Here is a 15,699-nt window from a genome sequence, read left to right as displayed (position 1 = left end):
GTACAGCAACTCCCTAAAATGTTTAAGAAAATTCAGTATATGGAGGCTGATATTCCTGCTAAATACAAACTCACGATTTCCAAAGAAGATCAGTTAACCTATCAAAGATTATTACGTGATGGACGAATTGAGCTTACAAAACGCGGTATTTATGATGTAGATATGATGACGGTTCTAAAAAGAGCACGTTGCACTGTTGATCGAACAAATTTTGAATGTTCACTTGCAGGCGAATAATCAATTTTTTAGATCAAACAGAAATATGATTTTTGAACGTTTGATTTTGATATTTGACCTCAAAAATCATATTTAAAAAACCAGTTGTCACAAGAGTAAATAATATGAGTTAAATCAAAAATTAATTTTATTAAGGGAATAAAAAAATGAAAAAAATAATCGGCGTTGCTTTAATGGCATTTATGTCATGGCAAACAAATACTGCTGTTGCAAAACAAAATATCTGCATATTCGATTTACTGGGTAAAGCAGGTGAATCTTATAAATTGATGGAAGAATGGGCATTGGCATCGAAGGAATGGGGTGCGAATGTAAATTTAGTGGCTTATCAATTTGAAGAACAAGTCGCAAAAGACTTCAAAACCAATAAATGTGATGCTGCGGCAATGACCACGATGCATTCGCGAGAATATAACCGTTTTGGGGGTTCAATTGATGCTTTAGGAGGTATTCCAACCAATGATATTGCACGAAAAGCGATTTTATATGCGATGGATAAGCGTAATGCAAAACGTTTAGTTTCAGAAAAAAATGGTGTGAAATATGAGTTAGTAGGCATTACTCCACTGGGTATTGCTTATATTTTTGTGCGAGACCGTTCAATCAATACTTTAGAAAAAGGTAAAGGTAAAAAATTTGCTTATTTACACTACGATGATGCCCAAAAAATGGCAGTTGAACGTGTAGGTGCTATCGGGGTTCCTTCTGAAATTTCTAATTTTGTGAAAAAGTTTAATCGTGGTGAAGTCGATGCAATTGCTGCACCTGCTTATGCATATAAGCCCTTAGAAATTCATAAAGGCTTAGGAACGAATGGTGCAATGTTTACTTATCCTGTGGTCAATGTGACTGCGGATTTGATTATTAAAGCAGATCAATTTCCAGATGGTTTTGGTTTAAAATCACGTGAATGGTCAGTTAAGCAATTGCCAAGATCTTTTAAAAATATTGAACGTATGGAAGCAGAAATTCCTGCCAAATATAAGTTTGATGTCTCTAAAGAAGATGCGCTTCGTTATCAAAAATTATTAAGAGATGGGCGTATTGAGCTGACTCAAATGGGCGTTTATGACCCAGTGATGATGTCTGTTTTGAAAAGAGCGCGTTGTACAGTAGACCGCACAAACTTTGAATGTAGTACGACAGGTGAATAAGTGACTAAAATAAAGATGATCTTTTTCATATAAAAAGCCATCAATTCGATGGCTTTTTAAACTGAAGTGAAAGTATTAATCTACAAATGTCACTTTAGCAATGGCTTTTTTACTTGCCTGAATGATCAGCGTACCGTTTTCTTTCACCATATAAGCAGCATCGACAGTTTCCCAGTCAACTTTTACGGCTCCACGTGAAACAGCATCTTTAGATTGAGCAGAGTTTTTGGTTAAACCTGCTGCACGCAAGATTGAAATAATAGACACTTCACCACCAAACTCAGCACGTGAAATAGTCACTTCAGGTGTACCTTCAGGTAGTTCACCTTTAGTAATCAAGTTACCTGCACCTTTATGGGCATGTTCAGCTGCTTCCGCACCATGGAAACGTTCTACCAATTCAAGCGCAAGAATTTTCTTGATGTCTTGAGGATTTCGACCTTCAGCCATTTCTTTCAATAAAACTTCAATGTCGTCCATTGATTTAAAGCTGAGTAATTCAAAATAACGCTCAATCAGGCTGTCAGGCATAGACAGTACTTTTTGGTACATTGCGCCTGGTGCATCAAATACACCAATATAGTTACCCAAAGATTTAGACATTTTATTGACGCCATCTAAACCTTCAAGAATCGGCACAGTGATACACACTTGCGCTTCTTGATTATAACGACCTTGTAAAGTACGACCCATTAACAAGTTAAAGGTTTGGTCTGTACCACCAAGTTCTACGTCTGCTTCAAGTGCAACAGAGTCATAACCTTGTACTAAAGGATATAAAAACTCATGAATCGCAATCGGTTGATGGTTGTTATAACGTTTAGTGAAATCGTCACGTTCAAGCATACGTGCTACAGTTTGCTGTGAAGCCAGTTGAATTAAATCTGCTGCAGTTTTGCTTGCAAACCATTCAGAGTTAAAACGAACTTTGGTTTTATTTGGATCAAGAATTTTAAAGACTTGTTCTTGGTATGTTTTTGCATTTTCTAAAACTTGTTCACGTGATAATGGTGGACGTGTTGCGCTTTTACCTGTTGGATCACCAATCATCGCGGTATAGTCACCGATCAAGAAAGTCACGTTATGACCAAGATCTTGAAAAGTTTTTAGCTTATTAATCAGAACAGTATGTCCAAGATGAAGATCAGGTGCAGTTGGGTCAAAACCTGCTTTAATATTCAAAGGACGATTTTCTTTGAGTTTCTTTAATAAGTCCTCTTCAGAAATAATCTCGTGTGTGCCTCGTTGGATGAGGGCAAGTTGTTCTTCCGCTGGCAGGAAATTAGACATCACAAAATCCAATACATCAGTTATCTCATTTGTGCGATATACTAACATTTTTTCAGCACAATGCAGGCGAAGAATAACGCATGACAACAATCTATATTGGCATAATGACAGGAACAAGCATGGATGGTGTCGATTTTGTCGCAGCTTCATTTGATCCTTTACAGATTCATGCCACTTTGACTGTGCCATTTGAGCCTGACTTACGTGCTGAACTGATGGCGCTGACTTTGCCCGATGACAATGAAATTGATCGCATGGGCAAAGCTGATGTTGAACTGGCAACCATGATTGGCAATGGTGTCAATCAACTGATCGAAGAAAATCAATTGGATCGGTCAAATATCAAAGCCATTGGTTCACATGGGCAAACCATTCGCCACCGTCCTGAACATGGATTTACCTTACAAATTGGTGATCCCAATATCATCACTGAAATCACGCAAATTCCTGTCATTTCAGATTTTCGTCGCCGTGATATGGCGGCAGGTGGGCAAGGTGCGCCTTTAGTCCCTGCATTTCATCAGGCATTATTTCAGCACCCAAGTATTCATCGGGTGATTCTCAACTTAGGCGGTATCGCCAATGTCAGCATGTTGCCTGCGGGTAAACCTGAAGAGGTTTATGGTTTTGATACAGGACCTGCCAATATTTTGATGGATGCTTGGTGCCATCGTTATACAGGTCAGCCTTATGATGAAAATGGCAATTGGGCAGCGTATGGGCAACCGATTCGTAGCTTGCTTGACCGCTTACAGGCACATGAATATTTCTCTAAAGAACCGCCAAAAAGTACAGGGCGTGAAGATTTTAATCTGGAATGGCTGGATGAGCAGATTGCAGATTGGCGCAATGACCTTGAATATGATGAGCTTGAAGATACGCCTGAGAATGTCCAAGCCACGCTCATGAAGTTAACTACACGTGCGATTAAAAAAGCCATTTACCGTTCGCCGTTGGACACAGGTGAAGTCTATGTTTGTGGTGGCGGTGCATATAATTCGCATCTCTTAGAACAACTGCGTTGGCGTTTGCGTAAACATAATTGGTCCGTACAAACCACCTCGGCATTAGGTTTAGCCCCAACTTGGGTCGAGGCAACCGCATTTGCATGGCTAGCCATGCGTTTTGATCAAAGGCTGAGTGGTAATTTGCCTGCGGTGACAGGTGCGAAAGGTGATCGTATTTTAGGAACAATTACAGCAGTATAAGTAGATGGGTTAAATCGGTTGGAAAATTGTCAAACAATCATCGACCTGTTTAACCCTTAGACTGTCCTGTTCAGCCGTTTTAAAAATTTTCAGAAAGCATCAAGATCAATAAAAATTAAAATTGAGGTCATCATGGGTTTAGATATCAAAAACCAACGCATCGAATCCTTTCAACGAGAGAATCTAAGTTTTGATGTTATTGACACAGGTCCTTTGCATGGACAGATTTTTGTGTTGCTACACGGATTTCCTGAAACCAATAAAAGCTGGCGTGAAACGTCTGAAATTTTAAATGCTCAAGGTTATCGAACTTTAGCGGTCAATCAACGTGGTTATAGCTTGACAGCTCAACCGCAAAAACGCCGTGATTATCGCAGTTCAGCTTTGGTAGAAGACATAAATGCGTTACTTGATCTGATTCAGCAGCCTGTTTATCTGATGGGGCATGATTGGGGTGCTGTGGTGGCATGGGAAGTTGCACAGCGCTATCCTGCCAAAATAAAACACCTGATCACGATTTCTGTGCCACATAAAGCGGCATTTATCAGAGCCATGCTCAGCAGCAACCAATTATTTAAATCCTATTATATGGGCTTGTTTCAGTTGCCTAAAATTCCTGAATTATTATTTGAAAAATTACCAAAAATTGGACAGGCTTTATTAAAAGATTCAGGTATGACTGCACAACAGCTCAATGATTTTCAGCGGGAAATTGTACAGGAGAAGCGTTTAAGCTCAGCCCTGAACTGGTATCGTGCGATTCCTTTTAGTTCCAGTAAAAACTTAACTCAGGCAGTGACTGTGCCCACCTTATTTATCTGGGGTAAACATGATTCAGCCATTGGGGCAAAAAGCGTTGCGTTGAATAAACACTACGTCAAAGCACCGTATAAAGAAGTGATTATGGATGCAACACATTGGATTCCTGTGCAAAATGCTCAGGCACTCAGCCAATATGTGCTTGAAACCATCGCTTAAAATATTACGCTTTTAACATTTTGAGGATGAGTGAATGGAGGCGGCAAAGTTGATATTTTCATTGAGGAAAATATATGTGTCGAAAACATTTTTATTTTATTGACTTATTTTAGTGATTTCATCGCATTTAATTAAACTGAAAAGTTTGATCTTGAATATACTTCAATCCATTGATATCAAAAAAGCAGGTCATGATTTATGCAATTTAATTCTATCTCACCCATTCCTGAAGATGATGAAGAGCTACATTTACCTGAATTGGTATATTGGTCTTCTTTGGGAGATTTTGAACAAGTCAAGAAATGTTTGGCTGATGGCACAGATGCCAACACAACGGACGATGAAGGTTATAGTGCATTGCAGGCAGCAGCAGAAAATGACCAATTGGAAGTCGTAAAATTATTACTTCAACATGGTGCTGATCTTCAATATAAAGCAGCTTATACCGCTTTAGAACTGGCTGAAATGGCAGGTCATCAAGAGATCGTTGCTTATTTAAAAAGTTTATAAGTGGACAATTTAAAACAGCAATAAAAAAGAAAACCCCATCTTCCTGATGAGGTTTTCTTTGTATTGGTTAGTTAGATCTGACTCCTGTCGAATCTCACGTTCCTGATGCTCAGACCAATTATTGTTGTTTTATGTCTGGGAAACTTCCTGTTCCCTATGAATATAGAATAAGCATTTTGATGTTGTAGAACTAGAGGAAAATTACTGTATTCTGTGTACGTTATTTCCTACAAAAATCAAACATAAAAAAAAGCAGACCCTAAGATCTGCTTTTACATTGAAGGGATATATTTGCAAATTAGAAGTGAGCATCTAAACCGATATAAGGACCTTTAAATTCAAACTTCATATCACGTTTATCTAGATCACTCAGTTCAATGTTCATGACACGATAGCCAACTTTAGCACCAACATCGAGTAAAATGCTTTGCACAAAGTTATACTGAACTTCGGCTTGTGCATCAGTAATTTTCACGTCGTTTACGTTGGTATAAGTTGCTTCAGCTTTTGCACTTAAACCTGTAAATGGCAGTTTGACTCCTGCTTCTGCATAAACAATTGGCGCATATTCATCAATATCAAAGCTTGTACCGAATTGTTTAACATCACCATTTAAGCGCGTTGCACCAACACCAACATCGGCTTTCACAACATTGTCTAAAATTTCGTAATATAAAATAAAGTCAGTATGATCAAGATTTAGATCAGTTTTTGTTAATGCATCAGTATCAGTTTCTGTATCTAATTTTGTATATTTTACTTTGACATTTGGAATCACAGGAATCGGATGTTCAAAAGCAACAGAAGCTTGAACAGTACCTGTGCGGTCTAAATCTTGATCTGCTAATTTTTTCTCATCAATATTGGCTTTGCCATCAATATTCCAATAACTGATATCACCTTTTAAGCCAATAAAGTCAGCTTGTGCAAATGAACTTAATCCTAAAACTGCAAGAAACAGGGGTAATTTTACTAACTGCATAACATCCTCTGGCTGAAAATACGTATTTTTTGGCATGATTGTTACTTAAATACATTTCATAGTTATAAAAACTGAAGGCATGATATAGGGGTTTCAGCCATTTTGCATTATCAGAATAGAGATAAAAGGAGATAAGTTATGGCAGTATTGGAATTTCCATTATATGTTGCAGGCAAGCCAGTAAAAACAGAACAATGGTTAGAAGTAAACAATAAATTTAGTCATGAAGTTTATGCCAAAGTTGCATTGGCAGATGAAAAAACCTTAGAAAAAGCAATAAGTTCTGCTGTTAAAGCGGAAAAAGAAATGGCAGCTTTGAAACCATTTCAAAAACAAAAAATTCTTTTACATTGTGTACAGCGTTTTCAAGCATTGCGTGAAGAACTGACCGAATTACTTGTTATAGAAGGAGGAAAGCCAAAAAGTGCAGCATCAGCTGAAGTTGAGCGCCTCATTAATACTTTTCAAATCGCTGCGGATGCTGTCACACAGCTAGAAGATGGACGTTTAATGCCACTTGCAGTGACACCCGCAGCAGCGGCATTTCGTAGCATGATTCAATATGTGCCTATTGGTGCAGTATCTCTCATTAGCCCTTTTAATTTTCCATTAAATTTAACAGCACATAAAATTGCTCCTGCAATCGCAGCAGGTTGTCCTTTTGTTTTAAAACCTGCCAGTTTAACACCGATTTGCGCACTTAAAATCGCTGAAGTTTTGGCTGAAACAGACTTACCCAAAGGTGCATTTTCAGTTTTACCATGCCCACGTGAACACGCTGATGTTTTAGTGACAGATGACCGTTTTAAACTGTTAAGTTTTACAGGTTCCGATGTTGTCGGTTGGGACATGAAAGCACGAGCAGGACGTAAAAAAGTCACTTTAGAGCTCGGTGGAAATGCTGCGGTCATGATCGAGCCTGATACAGAAATTACAGATGGATTGGTTGATCGTATTATTGGTGGGGCATATGGGCATGCAGGACAAGTTTGCATTAGTGTGCAACGGATCTTGATTCATGCTGATATTTATACTGAACTCAAGAAAAAATTAATTGCGAAACTTAAAAAAATTAAAGCTGATGATCCTGCTTTAGTCAGTACCTTAGTTGGTCCTATGATTAAAGAAACAGAAGCGTTACGTTTGAAAAAATGGGTCGATCAGGCAGAGAAAAAAGGTGCCAAAGTATTGATTGGAAATACACTTAAGGGGGTAATGTTTGAACCTACTTTATTGGAAAATGTCGATGAAAGCCTAGATATTTACCAAAATGAAGCTTTTGGTCCTGTGGCTATTTTAGAAAAATATAAGGACTTTGAAAAAGGCATTCAAATCATTAATAAAAGCCGTTTTGGCTTACAAGCAGGTATTTATACGCAAAACCTAAGCAAAATGTTATATGCGTGGGATCATTTACATGTTGGTGGTGTCATCATTAATGATATTCCAACATTCCGTGTTGATAATATGCCTTATGGTGGCGTCAAAGACTCTGGCTTAGGGCGAGAGGGTATTCAGTCTGCAATTCGTGATATGCAAGAAGAACGTTTACTTGCCATTAAACAATAAAATTGATGACTTTGATAAAGAGGTTTCGACTTCTTTATCAATGGTCTATTGAGGAATAATAACGTGATAAAACCAATTTTAAAAATTTTTAGTTTTGTATTTTTACTGAGTACTTCAGCATTTTTATGGGCATTTCAGCCTATGCAGTTGGTGGATGATGCACGGTCACAAATTTGGAAAACATTATATTACGACCCTGCTTATACACAACTTACATATCCTATGGGAGATGTGCCTCTGGTGAAGGGCGTTTGCACAGATGTCGTGATTCGTGCATTACGACATCAAGGTATAGATTTACAACAACGCATTCATGAAGATATGAAAGCAAATTTCAAAAAATACCCACAAAAATGGGGCTTAAAAAATACAGATAAAAATATTGATCATCGTCGTGTTCCCAATATCATGACTTATTTTCAGCGACAAGGTTATGCTGTGAAAGACCAAAATTTTAAAGCAGGCGATATCGTAACGTGGGATTTAGGCAAAGGTTTGGTGCATATTGGCATTATTTCAAATAAAACAACGATGCTAAATAAAGTCCCTTTAGTCATTCATAATATTGGTCATGGAACACGTGAAAATGATATTTTATATGAATATAAAATTACAGGACATTATCGCATTCCTAGTACCGTAAAATAACCATGAATAAAATAGATATTTGTAGAGGATGAATAGGCAATAAAAAAGTAAAGATTAAGTTAAAAATGATTATTCTAAAGTCGAATTTAGTGTAGAAATTACAGTAAAAGGCAAGGAAAACAGGTATTGTTGCGCCATTAAACAGTTTTTTTTTAAGATTTTCTTTAAGCAAGAAATTCATAACCAAGAACTGGTTTGAGATAACAACAAAGCACTCACAAGGTGCCGTTTTATTCAAACAACAAAGAATTTAGGAATTGGTCACTTTTTTGTACGCAAAAGACAAAGACAACATGCGGCAATTGAGTGCTCACGGATTTAGGTATTTTCTATGTCAGATAATCGTGAAAGCTGGTCAGCACGATCAGGCTTTATTTTAGCGGCGATTGGTTCAGCCGTGGGTTTAGGTAATATTTGGCGTTTTCCTTATGTTGCTTATGAAAATGGTGGTGGTGCATTTTTAGTCCCTTACTTGATTGCAATTTTTGCAGCAGGTTTACCATTACTGTTTTTAGACTATGCAGTGGGTCATAAGTATCGTAAAGCACCACCAACTGCGTATAAAAAATTAATGAATAGTGAAGCATTAGGTTGGTGGCAAGTGATGGTTACACTGGTCATCGGAATCTATTATGCAAGTGTTTTGTCATGGGCTGGCAACTATATGTACTACTCCATTGGTCAACAATGGGGTAGCAATACAGAAACCTTTTTCTTTAAGACCTATCTGCAAAATGGAGAAGGTTTGGCTTTAGGTTTTGTACCCACTTTGTTTTTTGGTTTAGTCATTGTTTGGGCTGTGGTGATGTTCATCCTATATGGCGGAGTGCGTCGCGGTGTGGAACTTGCCAATAAAATCTTTATGCCTTTATTGGTCATTTTATTCACGATATTGGTGATACAAGCGCTACGTCTTCCGGGTGCGGCAGAAGGCTTAAATGCATTCTTTACACCCAATTGGGGGGCGATGATGAATTATAAGGTATGGTTGGCAGCCTTTGGTCATATCTTCTTTTCATTGTCTGTTGGTTTCGGGATCATGCTGACCTATGCATCGTATTTAAACAAAAAAGCCAATATGACAGGTTCAGGCGTTGTGGTTGCATTAGCCAACTCATCATTTGAAATTTTAGCAGGAATTGGCGTCTTTGCTGCTCTTGGTTTCATGGCACAAAGTTCAGGTGTTCCTGTAAAAGATGTGGTTTCAGGAGGAATTGGTTTAGCCTTTATTGCATTCCCGAAAATCATTTCAAGCATGGGTTCAGGCGGGGATTTATTTGGTTTCTTGTTCTTTGCTTCACTTGTGGTTGCTGGGATCACTTCAATGGTAAGTATTTTACAAGTACCGATTGCAGCGTTCCAAGACAAGTTTGGCTGGTCTAAAAATAAAGCTGTGACCATTATTGGTGGAATTTCTGCGGTGATTTCAACGCTTTTATTTTCTACACATAGTGCAATTACCTTTGTTGATATTATTGATTATTTTGCCAACAATATTGGGATTGTCGGTGGTGGTTTATTATCAATTATTTTGGTGTCTTGGTTACGTCGTCCATTGATGCAAACACTTCAAGCACATGTGAACCAATATTCAAGTATTAAATTAGGAACGGGCTGGAATTTCCTATTAACAGTCATTACGCCATTGTCTTTACTCATTGCTTTATTGCTCACCATTAAGGCTGTGATCACAGATGGTTATGGTGGATATCCTGCTGCAATATTATGGTTAGTCGGTGGCACTGTATTAGCATTCTTTATACTGGGTGCTGTAATTTTAAGTATGATGAAAGACAAAACATCGGAGGAAAATTAACATGAATACATCTGCGATTATCATGATGATTTTATCAATTGTTCTGCTCTGGGGTGGTCTTATTGTTGCCACTATTCATCTTATTAAAAATCCAGATGAGGCAGAAGACTAACGCTGTATTGTCTTTACTCATTGTATGAAAAAATGCCCGATATGATCATCGGGCATTTTTTTATTGCGTTTTAAGCAGATAAATATTTATGCAATTTTCTGAATCTTACAATAATAAAAGCCATCACCGAAACCCGTTTCAGGTAATAACTGACGACCATGCGTTTGAGTTAAACCCCATTTTTCCTCAATTTTAATTTCTTGTGCATCTGCATGTTCAGCAAAAAAATCAATCATTTGCTGTTCATTTTCAGCTTTTAAAATCGAACATGTAATGTAAAGCAAAGTACCGCCAACTTTAAGTTGTTGCCACATTTGATTTAAAATTTGTTTTTGCAATTCAACTGTTTTTTGAATATCAGTTGATTGACGTAAAACACGAATATCTGGGTTGCGACGCATAACGCCAATTGCTGAACATGGAGCATCTAATACAATACAATCCACTAATTCAGGGCTGACCCATGTTGTTGCATCTGCTGTTAAAATCTCAACTTCAGTCACATCATTTAAAGCCAAACGTTCTAAGTTTTCAGAAACACGTAAGAGACGTTTTGCATCTTGATCTAGAGCAATCAGCTTTTTAGGCTGAAAACGCTCTAAAATATGCGCAGTTTTTCCACCGGGTGCGGCACAAGCATCGACAACAATTTTGCCATTTAAGTCAGGCAATAATGTTGCACAAAGTTGAGCGTGTTCATCCTGAACAGAAAAACCACCCTCCTCAAAACCAGGTAAATGGGTGATATTGGTGTTTTGTTCAAGTACGATACCCACTTCAGACAAATCACATTCATGTGCTTTGATATCTGCCTCATCTAAAATTTCAAGATATTCATCACGGCTAACTTGGCGTTCATTCACTCGTAAAGTCAAAGGCGCACTTTGTTTTAAGTTATGGCAAAGTTCCTGAACATCTTCAGACCAGTCTTTCTTTAAGCGTTTATATAGCCAGCTTGGTAAACCATGTGCTTCTTCTAGTGCAGCTTGAAACTCAGGTGTTTCACGTGAAACACGGCGCAAGATCGCATTGACTACACCGCCCATGGCTTCATAACCGAGTTGCTTGGTCGCTGTTACTGTTTCTGAAATTGCTGCATGAGCAGGAATTCGAGTGCAGAGTAACTGGTATAAACCAAGATAGAGGCAAGTTTCAATTGAAGGGTTATTTAAAGGCTTATTGAGTAAAGGTAAGGTAATGGCTTTTAGCGCATACCATTGACGTAATGTACCCAAAACCAATTCATGAAATAAAGCACGATCTCGTTCTGTGACTTGCTCTAAATTTTGATGTAAAAAACTATTTAAAGATTTTCCATCTTGTACAGAAAGTAAAGTGCGAACCACTTGAGCACGTAAATTCACCATTTGCTTAGAAGCGTGATGTTGTTGGCTCATGCGAAAATATGTCCTATGTTTAACTTTTGAGTTTGAATGATTTGTACAGCATTTAGGGCTTTACCACCCGGCCATTGTAATTGAGTGATACAAACCGCTTTCTGATCACCACAAACCACATGTACACCATGTTGATCGATTGCAATCACTTCGCCTGCAACCGCATTTTCTGTACTTACATCAGACAATGATGAATTCCAGACACGCAAATTATTACTTTCATCAATAGGCGTAAAAGCAACAGGCCAAGGGTTAAATGCTCGAATATTACGATCAATTTCTACAGCAGATTGAGCCCAGTTAATTTTTGCTTCAGCCTTTGAGAGCTTATTTGCATAAATCGTTAAAGCTTCGTCTTGTACTTCGCGTTTTGCTAAATATGTTTGTAAAATGCTTTCAGATGCCAATACTGTACAAATCGCTTCTGCACCTTGTAATGCAAGTTTGTCATGTAAAGTTGCTGATGTATCCGTTGCTTCAATTGGGCAAACTGTTTTTAACATCATATCGCCAGTGTCTAGACCAGCCGCCATTTTCATAATCGTCACACCAGTTTCTACATCACCTGTAGAAATAGCACGTTGAATGGGTGCTGCACCACGCCAACGTGGTAACAAAGAACCATGAATATTAAGACAGCCATATTTTGGGGTGTCTAAAATGACTTGTGGCAAAATTAAGCCATAAGCTGCAACCACCATGACATCGGCATTGAGTTCTGCCAATTGTTTTTGTGCAGTTAAACCTTCTTCTGTAGAAGACTTAAAATTTAAAGGTTGATAAACAGCTAAATGATGTTCCAGTGCGAGTTGTTTGACCGCAGAGGCTGTGATTTTTTGCCCACGTCCCGCTTTACGATCTGGTTGTGTGTAGACAGCTACAATTTCATGATCAGTTTTTAAGAGTGCGTTGAGTGCATGGGCTGCAAATTCGGGTGTACCTGCAAAAATGATTTTCAAGATTGAAGCTCTAAAAAAAATTAAAAAGAAGTATAGCAAAGCTAGCTCAAAGCAGACTCTTTTAATAAATTTTAATAAAAAAATAAAAAAAATGTAAATGTAAAAGGGTTTAATATTACAAATAAGAGTTGCTTAATTGAAAAAATAAATAAAATCAACACCTTATTTTTTTAATTTTAAAACTTGTAAGAAAAATTAATCAATTTTATGTGATTGTTAATGTTTTGAATAATAGTAAATTTTTGATTAATATGATTGAATATTATGCAGTGAATATAAAAATGCGATACAAGGGTTGTAATAAGAGTGATAGTGTGAACAAATTCGCATAATTTTGTTGATTTTTGACGCCATTCGTTATTTAATTGTAATTAATTTTGTGTGTTTTATGTGCACTTTTGAAAGAATACTAAAAAATTTCTAAGTGCCACCCTAAGAGGAATATCTAATGAATAAGATTTACAAAGTGATTTGGAACGCAACCTTAGGTACGTGGGTGGCAGTGTCTGAAATTGCAAAGGGAAAAACCAAATCATCTAAAGTTAAAAAAATTGTTGGTGCTGCAACGGTAAGCCTAATAGTGACCTTTAGTTCAGAAGCTTCTGCTAACTTAGCTGTTTGCGGCACTATTGCATCAAGTGGAACAACGGGTGCTGTTGTAGGCAATTCTAATAGTACAAGTTTAGATGCTAATTGTGGTAGTGGTACTGCTGTAGCTCAAGCAGGTATTGGGGGAGCTATCGCAATAGGTGATAACCAGTCTAATCCTACAACTGCGATTGGAAATGACAACTTAGCCATTATGTCGGGCGCTACAGCGACAAGTGGTGGCAAAAATTCTACAGGTAATAATATTGCCATTGGTCACAATACCAAAGCAACAACTACACTTAACGATGGAGGGCGTGCTACTGCTGTAGGAGCTTTTGCTGAAGCGACAGCGGCATATACAAGTGTATTTGGTGCTGATAGTAAAGCATCTGCAGTTGGTGCAAGTGCATTTGGTTATGGCGCTAAGGCAATTTCTACACGTACTGTAGCAATAGGTCAAGATGCTTATGCGGCAGGAACAGCATCTATTGCAATTGGTGGTGCACAAAACCCTAAACTAGCAAGTGGTGTTATAGGTAATCAAGTAGTAGGTTCTAGAACATTAAGTATTGCAACAAATAGTGCAACTAAGTTTACAGGAACTACAAAAGGCTCTTCAGGACAGTTTGATTTTGATTTAACAATTGTCAATGGTGTTGCAACAGGCGGTACATATAAAACACTCACGAGTGGTGTAACAAAAACTTTAGATGCAGCAGCAGCACAAACTTTATACCAGACTTTGACTACAGGAGCAGCAGCTGCAGGTTCTGGTTCTGGTCAAGGTATTGCAATGGGGTCATCGGCTCTCGCATTAACAACTCAATCAGTTTCTATTGGTGCAGACTCCCAAGCATTAGGTGAGCAGTCTACAGCATTGGGTGCAAATACTCGAGCACATGGTGATGCATCGGTTGCCATTGGTGGTGATGACATCACTGCTATTACAAATATACAAGCCAATAAAGACCAGTTTAAAACATTAACAGGTAATGATTTATCTGGTGCTTATGTTGCTACTGAAAGCTCTGGTGGTGGTGCGGTTGCAATTGGTGCAACAGCAACAGCAAAAGGTAACTTTGCTACTGCAATTGGTATGACAGCGACTGCTGGTGGTGCTGGTGGTGCTGGTGGTGTGGCTATTGGTGCAACATCTGTAGCTTCTGGCGATGGATCTATGGCAATGGGTCTAAATGCAAAAGGGGTGGGTAAACAATCTCAAGCATTAGGGACAGCAGCACAAGCTTTGGCTGAGAACTCAACAGCTTTGGGTACAAAAGCAATTTCGCAAGGAACTGATGCAGTTGCAATTGGTGTTGGCGCAGTTGCAGGTACAAGTACAACGGTAGGAAATGAAGCAGTCGCGATAGGTAGTGATGCAAAAGCATTTGCAACAGGTTCTATTATTGTTGGTGGTAGCTCAAGTATTTCGGCAGCAGGAACAAATTCAGTTGCAATTGGTAATAATATTACGGTAACCAACCAAAACAGTGTTGTTTTGGGTGCAAACTCTATTGATAAAGCAAATGTTCAGCATTCAAATCAAACTGTAAATGGAATTAAATATAATTTTGCTGGTACTTCTGTTGGGGTTGTAAGTATTGGTGCGGTAGGTGCAGAACGTCAAATTGTTAACGTTGCACCTGGGGAAGTTTCAGCAACAAGTACAGATGCGATCAATGGTTCACAGCTTTATCAAACCAATACAGCATTAGAAACTGCAAACAAAAGTCTTGCTGATGTGATTGGTGCGCAAGTGAATACCAATCCTAATGGTACAAGTTCAATAGTTGCACCAACTTTTAATGTAAATGGTAAAAATTATACCAATATTAAAAGTGCTTTAGATACATTAGATAATGGTTGGAATGTTAAGTCTGATGCTAATCCAGCACAAGCAGTGAAAACTGGTGATACAGTTGATATCGGTCTTGCAACAGGTGAAAATAACTTAACTGCGACACAAACTGCATCAAATGGTACAACAACTATTGATTTTGCTTTAAAGAAACAACTTGATCTAGGTGCGGCAGGTAGTGTTACAACAGGCGCTACAAGTATTAATAATATAGGGATAAATACGCCTCAAGTAAAAATAGGCGATGTAACAAATAATACGGTATTAACAAGTACAGCGAATGGTCTTGATGTTGGTGGTGATAAAATCACGAATGTTGGCAAAGGTGATGTGTCTACAGCGTCAACAGATGCGATCAATGGTAGTCAGTTAAATGCAGCGCAAGGCAGC

The 15,699-nt window shown here is 38.1% G+C and carries 14 protein-coding genes; 10 read left to right on the top strand and 4 right to left on the bottom strand.

Features of this window, described 5'->3' with window-relative positions; all coding sequences use genetic code 11:
- Positions 1 to 237 (top strand): putative solute-binding protein (locus tag C9E89_RS20190; RefSeq protein WP_228199084.1); only part of this gene is annotated, 237 nt, incomplete at its 5' end.
- 146 nt (positions 238 to 383) lie between these two features.
- The gene (locus C9E89_RS20185) at positions 384 to 1,391 is read left to right on the top strand and encodes a putative solute-binding protein (protein ID WP_107010006.1); all 1,008 of its coding nucleotides are present in this window, start codon (positions 384 to 386) and stop codon (positions 1,389 to 1,391) included.
- Between the two features lie 75 nt (positions 1,392 to 1,466).
- On the opposite strand, the gene tyrS is transcribed toward C9E89_RS20185, so the two are convergent.
- Positions 1,467 to 2,681 carry a tyrosine--tRNA ligase gene (gene tyrS / locus C9E89_RS20180; protein ID WP_107010009.1) on the bottom strand — a complete coding sequence of 405 codons (1,215 nt, stop codon included), beginning with the start codon at positions 2,679 to 2,681 and terminating at the stop codon, positions 1,467 to 1,469.
- 80 nt (positions 2,682 to 2,761) lie between these two features.
- Between tyrS and C9E89_RS20175 the strand changes: the two genes are divergently transcribed.
- The 3 genes from C9E89_RS20175 to C9E89_RS20165 all read left to right on the top strand — a co-directional run bounded on the left by C9E89_RS20175 (position 2,762) and on the right by C9E89_RS20165 (position 5,377).
- Positions 2,762 to 3,889 (top strand): anhydro-N-acetylmuramic acid kinase, encoded by a 1,128-nt coding sequence (locus tag C9E89_RS20175; protein WP_107010005.1) that lies wholly within the window; start codon positions 2,762 to 2,764, stop codon positions 3,887 to 3,889.
- A 132-nt stretch (positions 3,890 to 4,021) separates the two neighbouring features.
- Positions 4,022 to 4,867: an alpha/beta fold hydrolase gene (locus tag C9E89_RS20170; RefSeq protein WP_107010004.1), complete on the top strand. Its 846-nt coding sequence runs from the start codon at positions 4,022 to 4,024 to the stop codon at positions 4,865 to 4,867.
- Positions 4,868 to 5,065: 198 nt separating this feature from the next.
- Entirely contained in the window at positions 5,066 to 5,377 is a 312-nt protein-coding gene (locus C9E89_RS20165) for an ankyrin repeat domain-containing protein (protein WP_107010003.1), read from the top strand.
- Between the two features lie 298 nt (positions 5,378 to 5,675).
- On the opposite strand, the gene C9E89_RS20160 is transcribed toward C9E89_RS20165, so the two are convergent.
- On the bottom strand, positions 5,676 to 6,359 hold the full coding sequence (locus C9E89_RS20160; protein ID WP_107010008.1) for a TIGR04219 family outer membrane beta-barrel protein: 684 nt from the start codon (positions 6,357 to 6,359) through the stop codon (positions 5,676 to 5,678).
- A gap of 138 nt (positions 6,360 to 6,497) precedes the next feature.
- Here C9E89_RS20160 and C9E89_RS20155 point away from each other — a divergent pair, with 138 nt between their 5' ends.
- From C9E89_RS20155 to C9E89_RS20140, 4 genes are all read left to right on the top strand, one after another.
- Positions 6,498 to 7,928: an aldehyde dehydrogenase family protein gene (locus C9E89_RS20155; RefSeq protein WP_107010002.1), complete on the top strand. Its 1,431-nt coding sequence runs from the start codon at positions 6,498 to 6,500 to the stop codon at positions 7,926 to 7,928.
- Between the two features lie 141 nt (positions 7,929 to 8,069).
- Positions 8,070 to 8,576, top strand: a complete 507-nt coding sequence (locus C9E89_RS20150; protein WP_107010007.1) for a DUF1287 domain-containing protein — start codon at positions 8,070 to 8,072, stop codon at positions 8,574 to 8,576.
- Between the two features lie 331 nt (positions 8,577 to 8,907).
- Positions 8,908 to 10,392: a sodium-dependent transporter gene (locus C9E89_RS20145; RefSeq protein WP_107010001.1), complete on the top strand. Its 1,485-nt coding sequence runs from the start codon at positions 8,908 to 8,910 to the stop codon at positions 10,390 to 10,392.
- Position 10,393: 1 nt separating this feature from the next.
- A complete protein-coding gene (locus tag C9E89_RS20140) occupies positions 10,394 to 10,504 on the top strand; it encodes a methionine/alanine import family NSS transporter small subunit (RefSeq protein ID WP_107010000.1) in 111 nt (36 codons plus the stop codon).
- A gap of 86 nt (positions 10,505 to 10,590) precedes the next feature.
- On the opposite strand, the gene rsmB is transcribed toward C9E89_RS20140, so the two are convergent.
- Positions 10,591 to 11,901: a 16S rRNA (cytosine(967)-C(5))-methyltransferase RsmB gene (gene rsmB / locus C9E89_RS20135; RefSeq protein WP_107009999.1), complete on the bottom strand. Its 1,311-nt coding sequence runs from the start codon at positions 11,899 to 11,901 to the stop codon at positions 10,591 to 10,593.
- Positions 11,898 to 12,860 carry a methionyl-tRNA formyltransferase gene (fmt, locus tag C9E89_RS20130; RefSeq protein WP_107009998.1) on the bottom strand — a complete coding sequence of 321 codons (963 nt, stop codon included), beginning with the start codon at positions 12,858 to 12,860 and terminating at the stop codon, positions 11,898 to 11,900. The genes rsmB and fmt overlap by 4 nt, the downstream gene beginning before the upstream one ends.
- Positions 12,861 to 13,308: 448 nt before the next feature.
- On the opposite strand from fmt, the gene C9E89_RS20125 reads away from it, so the two are divergent.
- A partial coding sequence (locus C9E89_RS20125; protein ID WP_265935935.1) for an ESPR-type extended signal peptide-containing protein occupies positions 13,309 to 15,699 on the top strand: 2,391 nt, incomplete at its 3' end.

The organism is Acinetobacter sichuanensis (genome assembly GCF_003024515.2).
Taxonomy (GTDB): Bacteria; Pseudomonadota; Gammaproteobacteria; order Pseudomonadales; family Moraxellaceae; genus Acinetobacter; species Acinetobacter sichuanensis.
Note: the sequence above shows the minus strand (reverse complement) of the source record. Positions and strands in the feature narration are given on the sequence as shown.

What these genes read in the sequence shown, in the direction of transcription:
- C9E89_RS20185 (WP_107010006.1), top strand. Translation starts at nt 384, where the DNA reads ATGAAAAAAATAATCGGCGTTGCTTTAATGGCATTTATGTCATGGCAA.
- tyrS (WP_107010009.1), bottom strand. Translation starts at nt 2,681, where the DNA reads ATGTCTAATTTCCTGCCAGCGGAAGAACAACTTGCCCTCATCCAACGA.
- C9E89_RS20175 (WP_107010005.1), top strand. Translation starts at nt 2,762, where the DNA reads ATGACAACAATCTATATTGGCATAATGACAGGAACAAGCATGGATGGT.
- C9E89_RS20170 (WP_107010004.1), top strand. Translation starts at nt 4,022, where the DNA reads ATGGGTTTAGATATCAAAAACCAACGCATCGAATCCTTTCAACGAGAG.
- C9E89_RS20165 (WP_107010003.1), top strand. Translation starts at nt 5,066, where the DNA reads ATGCAATTTAATTCTATCTCACCCATTCCTGAAGATGATGAAGAGCTA.
- C9E89_RS20160 (WP_107010008.1), bottom strand. Translation starts at nt 6,359, where the DNA reads ATGCAGTTAGTAAAATTACCCCTGTTTCTTGCAGTTTTAGGATTAAGT.
- C9E89_RS20155 (WP_107010002.1), top strand. Translation starts at nt 6,498, where the DNA reads ATGGCAGTATTGGAATTTCCATTATATGTTGCAGGCAAGCCAGTAAAA.
- C9E89_RS20150 (WP_107010007.1), top strand. Translation starts at nt 8,070, where the DNA reads ATGCAGTTGGTGGATGATGCACGGTCACAAATTTGGAAAACATTATAT.
- C9E89_RS20145 (WP_107010001.1), top strand. Translation starts at nt 8,908, where the DNA reads ATGTCAGATAATCGTGAAAGCTGGTCAGCACGATCAGGCTTTATTTTA.
- C9E89_RS20140 (WP_107010000.1), top strand. Translation starts at nt 10,394, where the DNA reads ATGAATACATCTGCGATTATCATGATGATTTTATCAATTGTTCTGCTC.
- rsmB (WP_107009999.1), bottom strand. Translation starts at nt 11,901, where the DNA reads ATGAGCCAACAACATCACGCTTCTAAGCAAATGGTGAATTTACGTGCT.